At 68.1% G+C, this 17,233-nt stretch carries 19 protein-coding genes; 13 read left to right on the top strand and 6 right to left on the bottom strand.

What is annotated here, in order from left to right:
• Window positions 1–75 precede the first annotated feature (75 nt).
• Genes ACMZPQ_RS13055 through ACMZPQ_RS13030 form a run of 6 tightly spaced genes read left to right on the top strand, consistent with a single transcriptional unit; the run spans window position 76 to window position 4,175 of the window.
• A complete protein-coding gene (locus ACMZPQ_RS13055; protein ID WP_197582436.1) occupies window positions 76–864 on the top strand; it encodes an ABC transporter ATP-binding protein in 789 nt (262 codons plus the stop codon).
• Complete coding sequence (locus tag ACMZPQ_RS13050) at window positions 864–1,613, top strand: MlaE family lipid ABC transporter permease subunit (RefSeq protein ID WP_005414955.1); 750 nt, start codon at window positions 864–866, stop codon at window positions 1,611–1,613. The genes ACMZPQ_RS13055 and ACMZPQ_RS13050 overlap by 1 nt, the downstream gene beginning before the upstream one ends.
• Before the next feature lie 59 nt (window positions 1,614–1,672).
• The gene (mlaD, locus tag ACMZPQ_RS13045) at window positions 1,673–2,197 is read left to right on the top strand and encodes an outer membrane lipid asymmetry maintenance protein MlaD (RefSeq protein ID WP_005411706.1); all 525 of its coding nucleotides are present in this window, start codon (window positions 1,673–1,675) and stop codon (window positions 2,195–2,197) included.
• A complete protein-coding gene (locus ACMZPQ_RS13040) occupies window positions 2,194–2,856 on the top strand; it encodes an ABC transporter substrate-binding protein (protein ID WP_197582437.1) in 663 nt (220 codons plus the stop codon). The genes mlaD and ACMZPQ_RS13040 overlap by 4 nt, the downstream gene beginning before the upstream one ends.
• Window positions 2,846–3,157 (top strand): STAS domain-containing protein, encoded by a 312-nt coding sequence (locus ACMZPQ_RS13035; RefSeq protein ID WP_197582439.1) that lies wholly within the window; start codon window positions 2,846–2,848, stop codon window positions 3,155–3,157. The genes ACMZPQ_RS13040 and ACMZPQ_RS13035 overlap by 11 nt, the downstream gene beginning before the upstream one ends.
• A gap of 1 nt (window position 3,158) precedes the next feature.
• On the top strand, window positions 3,159–4,175 hold the full coding sequence (locus ACMZPQ_RS13030; protein WP_197582440.1) for an MlaA family lipoprotein: 1,017 nt from the start codon (window positions 3,159–3,161) through the stop codon (window positions 4,173–4,175).
• A gap of 84 nt (window positions 4,176–4,259) precedes the next feature.
• Here the strand turns inward: ACMZPQ_RS13030 and ACMZPQ_RS13025 are convergent, their stop codons facing one another.
• From ACMZPQ_RS13025 to ACMZPQ_RS13015, 3 genes are all read right to left on the bottom strand, one after another.
• Window positions 4,260–4,805 carry a glutathione peroxidase gene (locus ACMZPQ_RS13025; RefSeq protein WP_010487473.1) on the bottom strand — a complete coding sequence of 182 codons (546 nt, stop codon included), beginning with the start codon at window positions 4,803–4,805 and terminating at the stop codon, window positions 4,260–4,262.
• A gap of 86 nt (window positions 4,806–4,891) precedes the next feature.
• Window positions 4,892–5,290 carry a hypothetical protein gene (locus ACMZPQ_RS13020; RefSeq protein WP_197582441.1) on the bottom strand — a complete coding sequence of 133 codons (399 nt, stop codon included), beginning with the start codon at window positions 5,288–5,290 and terminating at the stop codon, window positions 4,892–4,894.
• A gap of 71 nt (window positions 5,291–5,361) precedes the next feature.
• On the bottom strand, window positions 5,362–6,918 hold the full coding sequence (locus tag ACMZPQ_RS13015; protein WP_197582442.1) for a DNA recombination protein RmuC: 1,557 nt from the start codon (window positions 6,916–6,918) through the stop codon (window positions 5,362–5,364).
• Window positions 6,919–6,962: 44 nt separating this feature from the next.
• On the opposite strand from ACMZPQ_RS13015, the gene ACMZPQ_RS13010 reads away from it, so the two are divergent.
• Window positions 6,963–7,580, top strand: coding sequence for a glutathione S-transferase family protein (locus ACMZPQ_RS13010; RefSeq protein ID WP_197582443.1), 618 nt, complete (start codon window positions 6,963–6,965; stop codon window positions 7,578–7,580).
• Window positions 7,581–7,742: 162 nt separating this feature from the next.
• Here ACMZPQ_RS13010 and ACMZPQ_RS13005 read toward each other — a convergent pair whose 3' ends face one another.
• Window positions 7,743–8,750 carry a zinc-binding alcohol dehydrogenase family protein gene (locus ACMZPQ_RS13005; RefSeq protein WP_197582444.1) on the bottom strand — a complete coding sequence of 336 codons (1,008 nt, stop codon included), beginning with the start codon at window positions 8,748–8,750 and terminating at the stop codon, window positions 7,743–7,745.
• Window positions 8,751–8,841: 91 nt separating this feature from the next.
• On the opposite strand from ACMZPQ_RS13005, the gene ACMZPQ_RS13000 reads away from it, so the two are divergent.
• The 4 genes from ACMZPQ_RS13000 to ACMZPQ_RS12985 all read left to right on the top strand — a co-directional run bounded on the left by ACMZPQ_RS13000 (window position 8,842) and on the right by ACMZPQ_RS12985 (window position 12,492).
• Window positions 8,842–9,813 carry a LysR family transcriptional regulator gene (locus ACMZPQ_RS13000; protein ID WP_197582445.1) on the top strand — a complete coding sequence of 324 codons (972 nt, stop codon included), beginning with the start codon at window positions 8,842–8,844 and terminating at the stop codon, window positions 9,811–9,813.
• 15 nt (window positions 9,814–9,828) lie between these two features.
• Complete coding sequence (leuE, locus tag ACMZPQ_RS12995) at window positions 9,829–10,458, top strand: leucine efflux protein LeuE (protein WP_005411716.1); 630 nt, start codon at window positions 9,829–9,831, stop codon at window positions 10,456–10,458.
• Window positions 10,455–10,877, top strand: a complete 423-nt coding sequence (locus ACMZPQ_RS12990; RefSeq protein WP_312646646.1) for a hypothetical protein — start codon at window positions 10,455–10,457, stop codon at window positions 10,875–10,877. Before leuE ends, ACMZPQ_RS12990 begins: the two co-directional genes overlap by 4 nt.
• Before the next feature lie 166 nt (window positions 10,878–11,043).
• Window positions 11,044–12,492: an amino acid permease gene (locus tag ACMZPQ_RS12985; RefSeq protein WP_414486112.1), complete on the top strand. Its 1,449-nt coding sequence runs from the start codon at window positions 11,044–11,046 to the stop codon at window positions 12,490–12,492.
• On the opposite strand, the gene ACMZPQ_RS12980 is transcribed toward ACMZPQ_RS12985, so the two are convergent.
• Window positions 12,468–13,709, bottom strand: coding sequence for a dipeptidase (locus ACMZPQ_RS12980; RefSeq protein ID WP_197582447.1), 1,242 nt, complete (start codon window positions 13,707–13,709; stop codon window positions 12,468–12,470). The two genes, ACMZPQ_RS12985 and ACMZPQ_RS12980, sit on opposite strands and share 25 nt — an antisense overlap.
• Before the next feature lie 95 nt (window positions 13,710–13,804).
• Window positions 13,805–14,974 carry a class I SAM-dependent methyltransferase gene (locus tag ACMZPQ_RS12975; protein ID WP_197582448.1) on the bottom strand — a complete coding sequence of 390 codons (1,170 nt, stop codon included), beginning with the start codon at window positions 14,972–14,974 and terminating at the stop codon, window positions 13,805–13,807.
• A 349-nt stretch (window positions 14,975–15,323) separates the two neighbouring features.
• Here ACMZPQ_RS12975 and ACMZPQ_RS12970 point away from each other — a divergent pair, with 349 nt between their 5' ends.
• Both ACMZPQ_RS12970 and ACMZPQ_RS12965 read left to right on the top strand, forming a co-directional pair.
• Window positions 15,324–16,286 carry a TerC family protein gene (locus ACMZPQ_RS12970; RefSeq protein ID WP_010487446.1) on the top strand — a complete coding sequence of 321 codons (963 nt, stop codon included), beginning with the start codon at window positions 15,324–15,326 and terminating at the stop codon, window positions 16,284–16,286.
• A gap of 105 nt (window positions 16,287–16,391) precedes the next feature.
• Window positions 16,392–17,162 carry a rhomboid family intramembrane serine protease gene (locus tag ACMZPQ_RS12965; protein ID WP_197581215.1) on the top strand — a complete coding sequence of 257 codons (771 nt, stop codon included), beginning with the start codon at window positions 16,392–16,394 and terminating at the stop codon, window positions 17,160–17,162.
• Window positions 17,163–17,233: the final 71 nt, after the last annotated feature.

The raw sequence follows: 17,233 nt of genomic DNA, 5'->3' as shown, positions 1-17,233 counted from the left end.
ACTGCACCGTCCAGTCTGCTTATGTTCAGCCGGCTGGCCCGATCCTTCGATGTCTAAAAAACGTTAATGGTGCCCATGTCGGCTTCCGCCTCCAGTCTGGTGCAGTTATCCAACGTCCGCATCGACCGGAGCGGGCGCACGATCCTGCGCGATGTGTCGCTGCAGGTGCCCAAGGGCAGCATCACCGCAGTGCTCGGCCCGTCCGGCAGCGGCAAGTCGACCCTGCTGGCCGCGCTTACCGGTGAGCTGCGCCCGGTCGCTGGCGACGTCACCCTGTTCGGCAAGCCGATCCCGCACGACAACAGCGCGCTGCTGGAAATGCGCAAGAGCGTAGGCGTGCTGCTGCAGGGCAATGGCCTGCTGACCGACCTCACCGTGGCCGAGAACGTCGCGCTGCCGCTGCGCACGCATACGCGCTTGCCGAGGGCCGTGCTGCGCCGGCTGGTGGAAATGAAGCTGCATGCGGTGGGCCTGCTGGCCGCCGCCGATGCGTGGCCGCGTGAGCTGTCCGGCGGCATGGCGCGCCGCGTGGCGCTGGCCCGCGCGCTGGCCCTGGACCCGCCGCTGATGATCTACGACGAGCCGCTGACCGGGCTCGACCCGATCGCCTCCGGGGTGATCATGAGCCTGATCCAGCGCCTCAACCACAGCCTGGGCCTGACCAGCATCATCGTCAGCCACCACGTGCACGAGACCCTGCCGATCTGCGACCAGGTGATCGCGATCGCCAATGGCGGCATCGTGTTCCAGGGCACGCCCGAGGCGCTGCAGTCCAGCCAGGACCCGCTGCTGCGGCAGTTCCTGCACGGCCAGCCCGATGGCCCCATCCCGTTCGATGCCGCGCCGCGCGCGAGGGTCGCCTGATGCCGTTCGTGCAAGCCACCCGTTCGCTGGGCCGCGCCGGCCTGTTCTCGCTGACCGTGCTGCGCGGTTCGCTGCCCACGCGTGATTTCCTGGCCGAGCTGACCCGCGAGATCTACAAGATCGGCGCGCGCTCGTTGCCGATCATTGCCGTCGGTGGCGCCTTCGTCGGCCTGGTGCTGACCCTGCAGGGCTACCGCACGCTGACCACCTTCGGTGCGGCCGACGCGCTGTCGACCCTGCTCGGCCTGTCGCTGTACCGCGAGCTGGCGCCGGTGCTGACCGCGCTGCTGTTCATCGGCCGTGCCGGTAGCTCGATTGCCGCCGAACTGGGCCTGATGCGCGCCACCGACCAGATCAAGGCGCTGGAACTGATGGCAATCGACCCGGTGGCCAAGGCCGTGGCGCCGCGCTTCTGGGCCGCCGTGCTGACCGTCCCCCTGCTGACCGGCATCTTCTGTTCGCTGGCCATCAGTGCCAGCTACTTCGAGGCCGTGCACGTGCTGGGCCTGGACAACGGCGTGTTCTGGTCGGCACTGCGCAACAGCGTCGATTTCTGGGATGACTTCGGCGTGGCGATGCTGAAGTCGGCGATCTTCGGCGGCACCGCCGCGCTGGTGGCCGCCTACGTTGGTTTCCACGCCGAGCCGACCATCGAGGGCACCTCGGTGGCGACCACCCGTGCGGTGGTCAACGCCTCGCTGCTGGTGCTGATGTTCAACTTCGTGCTGTCGGCAATGTTGTTCACCTAACCCCTCCACCGGCGGTGCGCAGGCGCGCGCGGCCACCACGACTCGATCAGGTAATCCACATGGCCATCCGCGGTCCCAGACTCGAATTCTCCGTCGGCGCCTTCCTGCTGCTGGCCTTGGCCTCGCTGATGGTGCTGGCCGTGGCCTCGACCAACCAGCGCTGGAGCTGGGGCAGCCAGGGCTACGAGCTGAAAGCACGCTTCTCCCAGGTCGGCCAGCTGCGCAAGCAGGCCCCGGTGAAGATCGGCGGCGTCACCGTCGGCCAGGTCGCCTCGATCGACCTGGACCCGGTGAAGTTCGAATCCATCGTGACCCTGCGCATGGACAGCAAGGTCAAGGACCTGCCGGCGGACACCTCGGCCGGCATCTTCACCAGTGGTTTGCTCGGCGAGAGCTATATCGGTCTGCAGCCGGGCGGTGATCCGGACGTGCTGAAGGCCGGCGACGAGATTGTCTTCACCCAGCCGGCCGTGGACCTGATCCAGCTGGTCGGCAAGTACATGTTCAGTGGCGGCGCCGGTGGCGGCGCTGCTCAGAAGCCCAACGATGGCGCGCAGGCGCCTGCAACGGAACCGCAACCATGAAGATGAAACTGATTCCGGCCCTGCTCGCCTCGGCGCTGCTGGTGGCCACCCCGTTCCTGGCCCAGGCCCAGGCCGCCGCCCCCGCCGCATCTGCGACGCAGGGCCAGGCCGGCAAGGTGGTGATCGATGCCAGCAGCCGCATCCTGGCCACCCTGCAGCAGCGCAAGAGCGAGTTCACCAGCAACCCGGCCAGCCTGCGCAGCTACATCGACAGCGAACTGACCCGCACCTTCGACCGCGACTACGCCGCACGCCTGGTGCTGGGCCCGCATGCCCGTGGTGCCTCCGACGCCGACATCAAGCTGTTCGCCGACGCCATGGCCGACAGCCTGATGCAGCGCTATGGCTCGACCCTGCTCAACATCCAGGGCAAGCCGAGCTTCCGCCTGAAGGGTGAGAGCCCGCTGCCGGGCAACCGCGGCGTGCGCGTGAGCACCGAGCTGGTCCGTGCCGGCAACGAGCCGACCCCGGTCGAGTACTGGATGCGCAACGTGAACGGCCAGTGGAAGATCTTCGACGTCAACATCGAAGGCATCTCCTACGTGCAGACCTTCCGCAACCAGTTCGATACCCCGCTGCGCCAGAAGGGCATCAAGCAGGTGGCCACCGAGCTGCACAGCGGCAGCATGCAGGCCGGGCCCGCGGGCAATGGCAAGTAACGCACTGGCGCTGCTGGAAGGCGACACCCTGCGCCTGCGCGGGGTGCTCGACCGTGCCGCGGTGATCGCGCTGTGGCCGCAGCTGCAGGCCCTGCCGGCGCAGCTGGCACGGTTGGAACTGGGCGAAGTCGAGCGCTTGGACAGCGCCGGCCTGGCCCTGCTGGCCGAACTGGCCGCACGTGCACGCAAGGGCGGCCACCCGCTGGCGATCTCCGGCGCCCCCGCCGGACTCAACGAGCTGAGCGCGGCCTACCGGCTGTCGCCCGACCTGGATTTCAACGCTACTTCTGCTGCGAGCTGACATGAACGTCGTACGCACTCTCCCCCTGATCGTCCTGGCCACCGCGCTGACCGCCTGTGCCGGCAAGCCCGCGCGCAGCGATGCACCGGTTGCCAGCACCGTGGTCCCGGCGACCCCTGCTGCCGAAGCCCCCACTGCAGTTGCCGATGGCGGAACAGTCGACCCTGCCGTGGCCGGTCCGGCGGCGCAGGCGCCGGTTGCCTCGGCCCCATCGCCGGCCACTCCGGCAGCGCCCGTTGATGGCAATGCAGCGAAGACCGCAGCAGCCACCGCACCGGGCGGCGACGATGATTTCGATGCCCTCTATGGCGGCGCCGGCAACACCGGCAGCGCAGCGGCCTACGACCCCTGGGAACCCTTCAACCGCAAGGTGCACACGTTCAACAACGCGGTCGACCGCGGCATCGCGCGCCCGCTGGCCACCGCCTATACCCACGTGGTGCCGCGCTTCGCCCGTACCGGCGTCAGCAACTTCTTCAGCAACCTGCGCGCACCGGTGACCATCACCAACCAGCTGCTGCAGGGCCGGGGTGCCGATGCGTGGGACAGCCTGGGCCGTTTCCTGATGAACAGCACGCTGGGTATCGGTGGCCTGTTCGATCCGGCCAGCAAGGCGATGGTGCCGCGTCGCAATGAAGACTTCGGCCAGACCCTGGGTGTGTGGGGCTGGCGTCGCTCGCGCTACGTGGAACTGCCGTTCTTCGGCCCGCGTACCGTGCGCGATGTGTTCGGCCTGGCCGGTGACATCCCGCTGTCGCCGATCCGCCGCATCGAAGAGGACAAGGTCCGCATCGGCCTGCAGGGCCTGCAGCTGGTCGATACCCGCGCGCAGCTGCTGGCGATCGACGACCTGCGTGACACCGCGGTGGACGAGTACTCGCTGGTGCGCGATGCGTGGATGCAGCGCCGCAACTACCAGATCGAGAATGACCTGCGCAGCAAGCGCGAGCGCGGCCACGACGATGCCAATTCGCCGATCCCGGTCGATGCGATGCCGATGCCGCAGTGGACCCACTGAGGCCGCTCATCGGTGCATGAAAAACCCCGCCTCGGCGGGGTTTTTCTTTTCCGGTAGGTGCCAACCTTGGTTGGCACGCTTTGCTCAGGCCGCCAGCGCGGCCTCGATGGCTTCGCGAAGGCGCGCGTCATCGGCGGCCACGTCCGGGGCGAAGCGGGCGATGACCTTGCCGTCGCGGCCGACCAGGAATTTCTCGAAGTTCCACAGCACTGCAGGCGCGGCGTGGATCGGGATCTCCTTGCTGGCCAGGCGCTCGCGCAACGGGCCTTCACCGATCGACTGCGGCTGGGCGGCGGTCAGCTGCTGGTACAGCGGGTGGGTGTCATCACCGGCCACGCTGATCTTGGAGAACATCGGGAAGCTGACATCGTAGGTGAGCTGGCAGAACTGCTGGATTTCCGCCTCGCTGCCCGGCTCCTGGCCGAGGAAGTTGTTGGCGGGGAAGCCCAGCACTTCCAGGCCCTGCGCGTGCTTTTCCGCATACAGCGCCTGCAGGCCTTCATACTGCGGGGTCAGGCCGCACTTGGAGGCGACGTTGACCAGCAGCAGCACCTTGCCCTGGTAGTCGGCAAGCGAGGACGGCTGGCCGTCGATGGTGGTGAGGGAAATATCCTGGATCGGGGTGCTCACGCGGGGGCTCCGGCTACAGCGGGGAATGGCCCACCAGCATAGCGCCGCGCGATGCCGGTAGTGCCGGCCGCTGGCCGGCAGTTCCGTCAATCCACGCAGATCGTGCCCTGCGCCTTGCCGTCCTCGATGCGCTGGCGGCAACCGAAGTTCTGGCTGGCGTCACGCTGGCAGGTACCGGACGCCACACCACCGGCCCCCACCTCACCCCCGGCCAGGCACTGGCCGGTGCAGTCGCTCTTGCGGCTGCACGCCTTGCCGGCATCGGCATAGGGAATCACGCACTGCTCGCGCTGCAGGCGGCCGAGCCGCTGCAGGGTGCCGCCAGCGGCCTGGCAATCGACGTCGCGTGCTTCGCGATAGGCCTCGGCGGCTTCGGGCGTGGCGGCCGCCCCGGCCTGCATTGCCGGACCCACGGTCGGTGGCGCAATGCTGCAGGCGGCAAGCAGCACGGTCAGGACAAGACTGGTACAGAGGCGCAGGCGCATGGCGATACCTGATCGAAGCGGACAGGCCGCCAGCATACGCACCGACGATGCAGGCGGCGTGTCGGTGCGGCTCAGGCCTCCTCGCCTTCGCCGTCGCCACCCTCGTCCTCGCCTGCGGTTTCAGCGTCGCCCAGATCGCCCAGCAGCGACTGCGCCTGTTCGGCGGCCAGCGATTCCACGCCACGCAGGCGGCGCTCGATGGTGCGCGTCTTGCGGCTGGCCTCGCCGATGCTGCGACCGACCGTGGTGATCTGCTTCTCGGCCTTCTCGAGGATGCCGGCGAACTTGCCGAACTCGCTCTTCACCGCGCCCAGCAGGCTCCACACCTCGCTGGAGCGCTGTTCGATGGCCAGCGTGCGGAAACCCATCTGCAGGCTGTTGAGCAGCGCGGTGACCGTGGTCGGCCCGGCCACCACCACGCGATGCTCGCGCTGCAGCAGGTCGACCAGGCCGGGGCGCCGGATCACTTCGGCATACAGGCCTTCGGTGGGCAGGAACATCACCGCGAAGTCGGTGGTGTGCGGCGGCGCGATGTACTTGTCGCAGATCGACTTGGCCTGCACGCGCACCGCGCGTTCAAGCTGGATGCCCTGCAGGCGCACGCCCTCGGCATCACCCTGCTCCTGCGCGTCCAGCATGCGTTCGTAGTCTTCGCGCGGGAACTTGGAGTCGATCGGCAGCCACACCGGCGTGTCGTCGCTGCTGCGGCCCGGCAGGCGCACCGCGATATCGACCATCTCGCCGCTGTCCGGGCGTACCTTCACCGCGCGCGCGTACTGCTCCTGGGTCAGCGTCTGCTCGAGGATGTTCTCCAACTGCACTTCACCCCAGCTGCCACGGTTCTTGACGTTGGTCAGCACGCGCTTGAGGTCGCCGACGCCGGTGGCCAGCTGCTGCATCTCGCCAAGGCCGCGCTGCACCTGCTCCAGGCGCTCGGAGACCAGCTTGAACGAGTTGCCCAGCCGCGTTTCCAGCGTCGACTGCAGCTTCTCATCGACGGTGTGGCGCATCTGTTCCAGCTTCTGCGCATTGTCGTTCTGCAGCGCGCGCAGCTGCTCCTCCAGCGTGGTGCGCATCTCGGCGATGCGCTGTTCGTTGCGCTGGGTCAGTTCCTGCAGGCGCAGGCCCAGGCTTTCGGTCAGGCGCTGCTGTGACTGCGCGCCTTCCTCGCGCCCCTTGCGCGCATCGTCCACCAAGGTCTGGCGCAGCGCGCCGAGCTGGGTGTCGGTGCGCACGGTCAGTTCCTGCAGCTGCTGGCCGAAGGCATGGATGCGTGCCTCCTGCTGCTGGCCAAAGGTTTCCAGCTGGCCGCGCAGTTCCTGCAGGCGCTGCCCCATCAGTGCCGCGCCACGCTGCTGGCTGTCGGCGGCCTCGGCGCGTGCCTTGCGGGCGTCTTCGCCGAGCGCCTCGCGCAGCAGGTCCAGGCGCTGGTCGGTGCGGGTCGACAGGTCGGTCAGCGCGCGGGCGAAGCCATCGAGCTGCTCGCGCAGTTCGCTGCGCCCGGAGCGGGCCTCCTCGCGTACCGCCTGTTCCAGGCGGTCATGCGGCGGGCGGCGCAGCAGGGCGACCAGCTGCAGGATGAGCACGGCCAATAGAAGGCCGCCGATGAGCAGGAATTCGGTTTGCATGTGGCAAGTGTAGGCTGGCACCGTCTCAAACGCTGCGCCGGGCCATGCTGGAACTGTACGGAAAGCCGACCTCGATCAACGTGCGCAAGGTGCTGTGGCTGTGCGCCGGGCTCGACCTGCCGCTGCACCACGATCCCGCACCGGCGCCGGAGCTGCTGGCCGCGCTCAACCCGAACCGGCAGGTGCCGGTGCTGCGTGACGGCGGTTTCGTACTGTGGGAATCCAACAGCATCTGCCGTTACCTGGCCGCCCGCGCTGGCCGCGACGACCTGCTGCCCGCCGCGGCGCAGCCCCGTGCGCGGGTGGAGCAGTGGATGGATTGGCAGGCCAGCGACCTCAACAGTGCCTGGCGCCATGTGTTCATGGCCCGGGTGCGGCACCACCCGGACTACCCGGACGATGCCCGCGCCGAGGCCAGCCTGGCGCAGTGGAATCGCCTGATGGGCGTGCTCGACGCGCAGTTGGCCGATGGCCGGGCCCATGTCACCGGCAGCGCGTTCACCCTCGCGGACATCGTGCTCGGACTGTCGACCCAGCGCTGGCGCAGCACGCCCGGCAGCACGCCCGGCAGCACGCCCAGGCTGCCGAACGTGGAGGCCTGGTTCGAGCGCCTGCGCCAGCAACCCGGCTTTGCCGAACACGTCGACAACGGCGTGGCCTGAGGAGTGGGTCCCGCCCGTTGTGGGTAGGTGTCGCCCTTGATCGACACGGTAGATCCACGCCATGCGTGGATGAAGCACTGTAGGGCCGAGCCCATGCTCGGCTGAGGCCCATGCGCGAACAGCAGCCGATCGCGGGCTCGGCTCTACAGGAGGCGCTACGTGTTACCAGCCTTCCAGCACGATCTTGCCCTTGGCGCGGTGGCTTTCAAGCAGCGCATGGGCGCGCCGCAGGTTGGCCGCGTCGATGCGGCCGAAGTGCTCGCCCAGCGTGGTCTGCAGTACGCCGGCGTCGATCAGCTCGGCCACCCGGTTCAACAGGTCGTGCTGGCGCTGCATGTCCGCGGTCTTGTACAGCGGCCGGGTGAACATCGACTCCCAGTGCAGGGACAACGCCTTGCGCTTGAGCGCCATCACATCGACCTGGCCGGGATCATCGATCAACCCCAGCTGGCCCTGCGGCGCCAGCAGTTCCACGATCTGCGCGTAGTGCTGGTCGGAGTGGGTCAGGCTGGCCACGTGCTGCACCTCGCTGATGCCCAGCCGCGCCAGGCCCTCGGCCAGCGGCAGGCTGTGGTCGATCACGTGATGCGCGCCCATCGCATAGACCCAGTCCTGCGTATCCGGACGCGAGGCGGTGCCGATCACCGTCAGTTTCGTCAGCTTCCGCGCCAGCTGCACCAGGATCGAACCAACGCCACCGGCAGCACCGATCACCAGCAGGGTCTGGCCCTCGCCACCGCCCTCCGGGATGCGCAGGCGGTCGAACAGCAGCTCCCACGCCGTGATCGCGGTCAGTGGCAGTGCGGCGGCGGCCGCATCATCGAGGCTGGCCGGCTTGCGGCCGACGCTGCGCTCGTCCACCAACTGGTACTCGGCATTGCTGCCCGGGCGATCGATCACGCCGGCGTAGTAGACCGCGTCGCCGGGCTGGAACAGGGTCACCTCGCTGCCCACCGCGTCGACGATGCCGACCGCGTCCCAGCCCAGGACGCGCGGGCCGTCAGTGGCCACGCCGCGGCGCACCTTGGTGTCGACCGGATTGACCGCCACCGCGCGCACCGCCACCCGCAGGTCGCGCGGGCCGGGCTGCGGCAGGTCCAGCTCGATATCGATCAGGGCCTGCGCATCATCGATCGGCAGGCCGGCATGGGTGTAGGCAATGGCGCGCATGGCAGCGGTCCAGTGGGGAGGGAGCGCACAGGTTGCACCGCGCGCGCTGCCGCAGAAAGGCGCAGAATCGGGCAGCACTTTCACTCGGGCAATGAAGATGATCCGCTTCGACGACCTGCAGCTGTTCGTCCGCACCGCCGCGCTGGGCAGCTTCTCCCAAGCGGCCCGAGAGGCCGATCTGCTGCCCGGCCAGGTCGCCGCGGCGGTGGCGCGGCTGGAACGCGAGCTGGACCTGCGCCTGTTCGTGCGCACCACCCGCAGCCTGCGCCTGACCGGCGAGGGCGCGCTGTACCTGCCCTATGCACAAGAGGTACTGGCGACCCTGCGCGAGGGCCAGGCCCGCGTGCAGGGCGAAGACGCCGAACTGCACGGCACCCTGCAGCTGTCGGCGCCCTCGGACTTCGGTCGCAACCTGCTGCTGCCGTGGCTGACCGCGTTCCGCGCCGCGCATCCACGGCTGCGCCTGCACCTGCGCCTGTCCGATGAAGTGGCCGACGTGTTCCGCGACCCGGTGGACGTGGCGATCCGCATCGGCCACTTCGATGACGCCAGCTACGTCGCCCTGCCGCTGCTGGAAGGCAACCGGCGCGTACTGGCGGCCTCGCCCGATTACCTGCAGCGACGCGGCGCGCCCGGCCGCCTGGAGGACCTGCGCGAACACGATTGCCTGGTCTACCAGCTCGGTGGACGCGCCTATGATAGCTGGTCGTTCGAAATCGAGGGGCGCCGCGTGGTGGTGCCGGTGCGTGGCCCGCTGGTCTGCGATGACGCCGATGTGGTGCGGCGCTGGGCCGTGGCCGGCGAAGGCATCACCTACAAGTCCTGGCTGGACCTGCGTGAGGATGTGCAGGCCGGGCGCCTGCAGCTGCTGCTCGACGGCGTTGGCAGCAGTATCCCGCTGCAGCTGGTGTGCCCGCACCGCAAGCAGTTCTCGCCGGCGGTGCGGCAGCTGCACGCGCAGCTGCGCCAGCACCTGCAACCGCTGCTGTCTGGCATGCCCGGTGGCCCCGCCAACCCTCTGTCGCCAATCGCGGCGCTGGCCGACAATGACGGCCCCCCGTAACAAGAGAACGCCGCCATGCCGTGGATGGGCATCCAGGACCTGTGGACGTTTCTGGTCGCCGTGCTGGTGTTCCTCGCCCTGCCCGGTCCCGGCACCTTCACCCTGCTGACCGCCACCGGCCGTGGTGGCGTGCGTGGCGGCTACACCGCATTGGCCGGCCTTCTGGTCGGCGACCAGATCCTGATGTGGCTGGCGCTGGCCGGCGTGGCCGCGCTGCTCAAGGCCAACCCGCTGGTGTTCCACGCCGTGCAGTACCTCGGTGCGGCCTACCTGGTGTGGGTCGGCATCAGCCTGCTGCGCACGCCGAAGCACGAGGGCGGTGACGCCGGCCCGATCCGCATGCAGCCGGGCCGCTACTTCCAGCAGGCGATCCTGGTCAGCCTGCTCAACCCGAAGGCGATCCTGTTCTACATGGCCTTCCTGCCGTTGTTCATCGATCCCAAGGCACACCAGGGCATCGCCACCTTCGCCGCGCTGGCCGGCATCATCCTGGTGGTCAGCATCGCCTACTGCTCGATGCTGATCGGCGTGGGCAACCTGGCCCGCCGCCGATTGATCCAGCACCCGCGGATCAGCGACGCGCTGCGCCGCGTGGCCGGCCTGTTCCTGGTCGGCTTCGGTATCCGCCTGGGGCTGAACGGGTGAAGGCGCCGCGGGCGGTGGTACTCGGCGCGTTGCTGCTGACCGCCGGCACTGCGTCTGCCGGCACCGCGCAGGACCATCGCTGCCTGAGCGGCGGTCGCAACGACAGCATCCATCTGGAATGGCGCTGGCTGGAGGATGGCCAGGCCGACGTGCGTTACGCCGGGCACCACGAACGCTTGCTGCTGCGCCAGGTTTCGATGGAGACCACCGCGCTGGCCGAAGACCGTCCGTACCAGTTCGACAGCGTCTGGGAAGAGCACGTCGATGGCCGCCTCAACGGCCGCTACCGGCTCAGCACGCAGGGCGCGCTGGTGCTGGACCTGCGCTACGAACGTGCCCGCGACGGCCGCACCACCCCCTTCCACGATGACCCCGAGGCCTGGCAGGAAGACGGCTGCCACTGGTCCAGCCCCCGCTGAGGCGGGCGCGGCACTGCGGCCCTCCTTCCCATTGTGCCGATTCCGGCAGCCTGCTCGCGGTCCAGCGCGCCGCCGCCCGGGTATGACCCCCGTCAGTGGCAATGCTGCGCTGCGTTCGGTCACACTCGGGAACTTGTCGTTCTCAGTCACCCCTTCCGAGGCCTGCATGTCCCTGCTCCGGCGCAAGTCCCTTGATTCCGTCACCGTCCATGAAGCCGGCAGGCGTCTGATCCCAACGCTCAGCTGGCCACACCTGATCGCGCTGGGCATCGGCGCCATCGTCGGTACCGGCATCTACACGCTGATCGGCGTCGGCGCCAACCTGGCCGGCCCGGCCGTGCTGATCTCCTTCGCCATCGCCGGCGCGGTCTGCGCCTGCGCGGCGCTGTCCTACGCCGAGCTGTCGACGATGATGCCGGCCGCCGGCAGCGCCTACACCTACAGCTACAGTGCGCTGGGCGAAGTGTTCGCCTGGGTGGTGGGCTGGAGCCTGATCCTGGAGTACTCGCTGGTGGTGAGTACGGTGGCGGTCGGCTGGTCCGGCTACTTCGTCGGTTTCCTCGAATGGGTGCACACCCAGTTCGGCTGGAACGTGCACCTGCCGGCCTGGCTTGCCGCCGGCCCGCACGTGGAAGGCGGCATGATCAACCTGCCGGCGATCATCATCACCTGGCTGGTGGCCGGCATGCTGATGGCCGGCACCAAGGAAAGCGCCACCCTCAACGCCATCCTGGTGGTGTTCAAGCTGATCGCGCTGGCCATCTTCGTCGCCGTGGCCCTGCCGGCCTTCGACAGCGCCAACCTGCAGCCGTTCATGCCCTATGGCTTTGCCAAGTCGATCGGCCCCGATGGCGTCGAGCACGGCGTGATGGCGGCGGCGGCGATCATCTTCTTCGCCTTCTACGGCTTCGATGCGATCTCCACCGCCGCCGAGGAAACCAAGAACCCGGGCCGCGACCTGTCGATCGGCATCATCGGTTCGATGATCGGCTGCACCATCGTCTACGTGCTGGTGGCGCTGGCCGCCGTGGGTGCGATGAGCTACGCGGTGTTCGGCCACAGCGCCGAGCCGCTGGCCCTGATCATGCGCCAGCTGGGCCACCCGACCGCGGCGATGGTGATCGGCGTGATCGCGATCATCGCGCTGCCGACCGTGCTGCTGGCCTTCCTGTATGGCCAGAGCCGCATCTTCTTCGTGATGAGCCGCGATGGCCTGCTGCCGCGTGGCCTGTCCAAGGTCAATGCCCGCACCGGCACGCCGGTGGCAACCACGCTGTTCACTGCGGTGGTGGTCTCGGCGCTGGCCGGTGTGGCGCGCCTGGACGAAATCGCGGCGCTGGCCAACGCCGGCACCCTGGCCGCGTTCACTGCGGTGGGCATCTGCCTGGTGGTGCTGCGCCTGCGCGAGCCGAACCGCGAGCGCACCTTCCGCACCCCGCTGGCCTTCGTGGTTGGCCCGCTGGCCGCGCTGGGCTGCATCTACCTGTTCATCAGCCTGCCGCACCGCACCCAGCTGTACTTCCTGCTGTGGAACGTGGCCGGCCTGGTGCTGTACTTCCTGTACAGCCGCCGGCACTACCGCAGGGGGCTTCACCCGCCCTGTTTTGCTGCGTAATCCTGCGCCTGGCGCATCACCCGCAGCAGGTTGCCGCCCCAGATGCCGGCAATCTGCTGCTCGGTGTAGCCCTTGCGCAGCAGCCACGCAGTGATCTTCGGCAACTGGCTGACATCGGGCAGGTCGCTCAGGCCGCCGCCGCCATCCCAGTCCAGGCCGATGCCCACATGCTCGGGGCCGACCACCTTGAGGATGTGCTCGAAGTGGGCGAAGAAGTCGTCCAGGCTGGCATGGCGCACCGGGTGCTCGTGGTCCAGTGCCTGCTCGGCCTTGAGCAGGGCAACACCCTGCTCGATGCCCATCCCTTCCCAGCCGCCCAGCTGCTTGCTCAGCGCTTCCTCGGCCTGCTTGCGCTCAGGCGTCTTCGCGGTGTCGATCAGGTAGCCGCCGTAGGCATTCACCTGGATCACGCCACCTGCCTTGGCCAGCTTGCGCAGGCGTGCATCGTCCAGATTGCGCGGGTGGTCGTAGACCGCCTTGGCCGAGCTGTGCGAGAGCACGAACGGCACCGGCATCATCGCCAGCAGGTCATCGAACACCGCGTCCGAGGCATGCGACTGGTCGATCACGATGCCCAGCTTCACCGCCTGGCGCACCAGATCCTTGCCGGCCGGGCTCAGGCCTTTCCACTCCGCGCCCTTGGGGTCGGTGGCCGAATCGGCGAACTCGTTGTTGGCGAAGTGCACGGTGCTGAGCAGGCGCAGGCCAGCGCGGTGATAGAACGAAAGCAGGCTGGGATCGGCCACCAGCGGGCTGGCGTTTTCCATGCTGATGTAGACCACGCGCTTGCCGGCGGCCTTGATCCGCGCCGCGTCATCGGCGGTCAGTGCGAGGGCGAAGCGCGCGGGATTGGCGGCCAGCATCTCGCGGATCTGCAGCAGCCGCTGCAGGCCGTGGTCACGCTCGGCCAGGTGTGCGGCGGCGCTGCGGTCACCCTGGTCGGTGTAGATCGCCCAGAAGCCGCCGTCCAGCGCGCCTTCGACCATGCGCGGGTAGTCCACCTGCGAAAGCGCATTGCGGTCGTGGCGCTGTTCGATGTCGAAACCGCTGCGGCCGAAGTTGGCCGGCGTATCCAGATGGCTGTCGAGGGTCACCAGGCGCTGCTGCAGCGTCTTGGCACGCGCCAGTTCCTGCGCGCTGAACTCGATGGCGTGGGCGGACAGTGGCACACACAGCGGCACGGCAAGCACGACGGACAGGTGGCGCAACGAAGGCATGGGCTCTCACCGGCATTGGGAAGAGCCCGACCATAGCGCTGCGGCCCGCCGTTTTGTAGAGCCGAGCGTGGGCTCGGCGCTACAGCGTCACGCGGTCAATCGACCACGCGGCAGAACACGGCCTTCAGGTAGCGCGATTCCTGCACGTGGGCCATGAACGGATGGTCCGGGCCGGCGCCGGCCACCTTCAGGATCTGGATCGTGCGGCCGGAAAAGTAGGCGGCACGGCGCAGCATGTCGAGGAACTGGTCCTCGGCCACCAGGCCGGTGCAGGAGAACGTGGCGAACAGGCCACCGGGCTTCACCACGCCCAGCGCCAGCTTGTTCATGTCCAGGTACTTCTTCAGCGCGGTGATCACCTGGTCGCGGTCACGGGTCATCTTCGCCGGGTCCAGGATCACCACGTCGTACTGCTCGCCGCGGTTGGCAGCATCACGCAGCCACGGGAAGATGTCGGACTGGATGAACTTCGGGCGCACGTTGTTCAGGCGCGAATTGCCCTTGGCGATCTGGATCACGTCTTCATCGATGTCGATGCCGACCACCTCCGAAGCACCGCGCGCAGCCGCGTACACCGCGAAACCGCCGGTGTTGCAGCACAGGTCGAGCACGCTCTTGCCTTCCACCTGCTGGCTCAGCCATTCGCGGTTCTCGCGCTGGTCGGCGAAGAAGCCGGTCTTGTGCGCACCGGCCGGATCGGCGCGGAACTTGATGCCGTACTCGGTGATCACCGACGCCTCGGTGGTGGTGTTGCCGTGGAAGTCGAAGCTTTCCTGCTTCTGCACATGCTCGTCGGCGAAGCTGTGGAAGCGGCAGCCCGGGAACTGCTCGCGCAGGGCCTCGTAGATCCACTCGCGGTGGCGGAACATGCCAGCGGCGAAGAACTCGACCACCACCAGGTCGCCATAGCGGTCAACCACCAGGCCGGACAGGCCGTCGCCTTCGCTGTGCACCACGCGCCAGGCGTCGGACACCGCATCGAGCTTGAGCACCTCACGGCGCAGCGACACCGCCTGGGCGATCTTGCGCGAGAACCAGCCGGCATCGACCGGCACGTTCTGGTCGGTTTCGAGGATGCGCACAGCAATGCGCGAGTGCCCGTTGTAGAACCCGCGGCCGATGAACTCGCCATCAATGCCGACCACGTCGACGATGGAACCGGGCTTGGGCCGGACGGTCGGCTTTTCGACCAGTTTCTGGAAGATCCACGGGTGGCTGGAACGCCACGCGTTCTTGAGGCGGACAATCGGAAGGGGGGTATTCATCCACCTATTGTAAACCGGCCGCCGGGGTCAGATCCCCGCAGGGGCCCTGACCCCTTGGCCGATAGCGGTGTGGGGTCGGAGCCCCGTTGGGGATCCGACCCCGTCCCCTGGACATTTGACGGCGGCCCGGCCAGGCGGCAGAATCGGCGCCAGAAGGGGAGTAGCTCCCAGACGTTGTCGCCGTCAATTCGAGCCCGCAGGCTCCGGTGCAACGGCAGTTCCAGCCCTTGGAACTGCGAGCGAGACCTTCGCCGTACTGGCGAAGCTCTGTCCCTGGATCCCCTCCCGATCCTCCGTTGCAGATCCTCGCCGTCCGGCTTGGCATTCATCTTTCCAACGGACATTCCCAATGCAGACGATCGGTAACGTGTGGTTGTGGGGCGGCTTCGCAGCGGTGGTGGTCATCGCCCTGCTGGTCGACCTCGTGTTGATGCGCCATGGTGGACCGCACAAGGTCACCTTCAAGGAGGCCCTGTGGTGGTCGATCGGCTGGGTCGCGCTGGCCCTGCTGTTCAACGCCGGCCTCTGGTACTACCTGAATGAGACCGCCGGCCAGGTCGTGGCCAACAAGGTCGGCCTCGAATTCCTGACCGGTTACCTGGTCGAGAAGGCGCTGGCGGTCGACAACATCTTCGTCTTCCTGATGATCATGAGCTACTTCGCGGTGCCGGAGGAACAGCGCCAGAAGGTGCTGATCATCGGCATCCTGGGCGCGATCGTGCTGCGTACGATCATGATCTTCGCTGGGAGCGTGCTGATCAGCCAGTTCCATTGGCTGCTCTACGTGTTCGGTGCCTTCCTGCTGTTCACCGGCTGGAAGATGTGGTTCGCCGCCGGCCAGGAACCCGACCTGGAGACCAACCCGGCCCTGCGCTGGATGCGCAAGCACCTGCGCCTGCTGCCGGACTACGCCGGCAACGCGCTGAGCGTGAAGCGCGATGGCGTGCGCTGGTTCACCCCGCTGTTCGCGGTGCTGATCCTGATCGCGGTCACCGACGTGATCTTCGCCGTGGACAGCATCCCGGCGATCTTCGCGATCACCACCGATCCGTTCATCGTGCTCACCTCCAACGTGTTCGCGGTGCTGGGCCTGCGCGCGATGTTCTTCCTGCTGGCCGGCATGGCCGACCGCTTCCACCTGCTGCCGTATGGCCTGGCGCTGGTGCTGGGCTTCATCGGCATCAAGATGATGATCATCGACCTGTTCAAGATCCCGACCCCGGTATCGCTGGGCGTGGTCGCCGTGATCATCGCCGCCACCGTGGTGCTGAGCCTGAAGTACCCGCCGAAGGAAGGCGAAGGCCAGGCCTGAGCCTGACCCGTTGAACCGCCGGCCGGTGGGATTGTCCCGCCGGCCGGCGCCACTCTCCCGCCGCGGCCGCCTTGGTTTCGCGGCAACCACCGCCATTGCTGAGGTATGGACAACAACGCGCCCCTGCCCGCCGGCGACGTGCCGGCCCCCCGCAATGACCGCTCGCGCATCCTGCGGGCGTTCAATGTCAGCCTGGCCGCCGTGCTGGTGCTGGTGGCCGTGTTCGCCCTGCAGGGTACGTTCGACTGGCGGCCATGGGCGGTGGCCCCGCTGGAAGCCAAGGGCCTGCTCGGCCTGGTCGGCGGCCCGCTGCTGCATGCCTCGGTCGAGCACATCGTTGCCAACAGCATCGCGATCCTGATCCTCGGCACGCTGGCCGGCAGCGTCTACCCCAAAGCGACCGTGCGTGCCCTGCCCCTGCTGTGGCTGGGCTCAGGCCTGGGTGCCTGGATGCTCGGCAATCCCGGCAGCGTGCATCTGGGTGCCAGTGGCGTGACCCACGGGCTGATGTTCCTGCTGGCCAGCCTGGGCCTGCTGCGCCGCGACCGCGCAGCGATCGCCACCGGCCTGATCGGCATGCTGTTCTACGGCGGCATGCTGATGACCATCCTGCCGCACGCCGACGGCGTGTCCTGGCAGTCGCACATGGGCGGCGCCTTCGCCGGCATCATCGCCGCGCTGCTGTTCCGCAATGCCGACCCGCTGCCGCCGCGCCAGCGCTACAGCTGGGAAGACGAAGAAGAAGACGCCGAACCGCTGGCCGACGACGAGCTGGAGCCGCCGTCACCGCAGCGCGTGCCGGTGCTTTGGCAGCCGCGCGAGGGCCAGGACTATGTGGTGATCCCGTTCCGGCGGCCGGACGATCCGCGCGGCTGAAGTGCGGTAGCGCCGGCCGCTGGGCGGCAACCTCATGAACCTTCGGTGGGAATCCCTGGGTTGCCGGCCAG

Origin of the sequence: Stenotrophomonas maltophilia (assembly GCF_047497515.2) — a bacterium.
GTDB lineage: Bacteria > Pseudomonadota > Gammaproteobacteria > Xanthomonadales > Xanthomonadaceae > Stenotrophomonas.
Note: the sequence above shows the minus strand (reverse complement) of the source record. Positions and strands in the feature narration are given on the sequence as shown.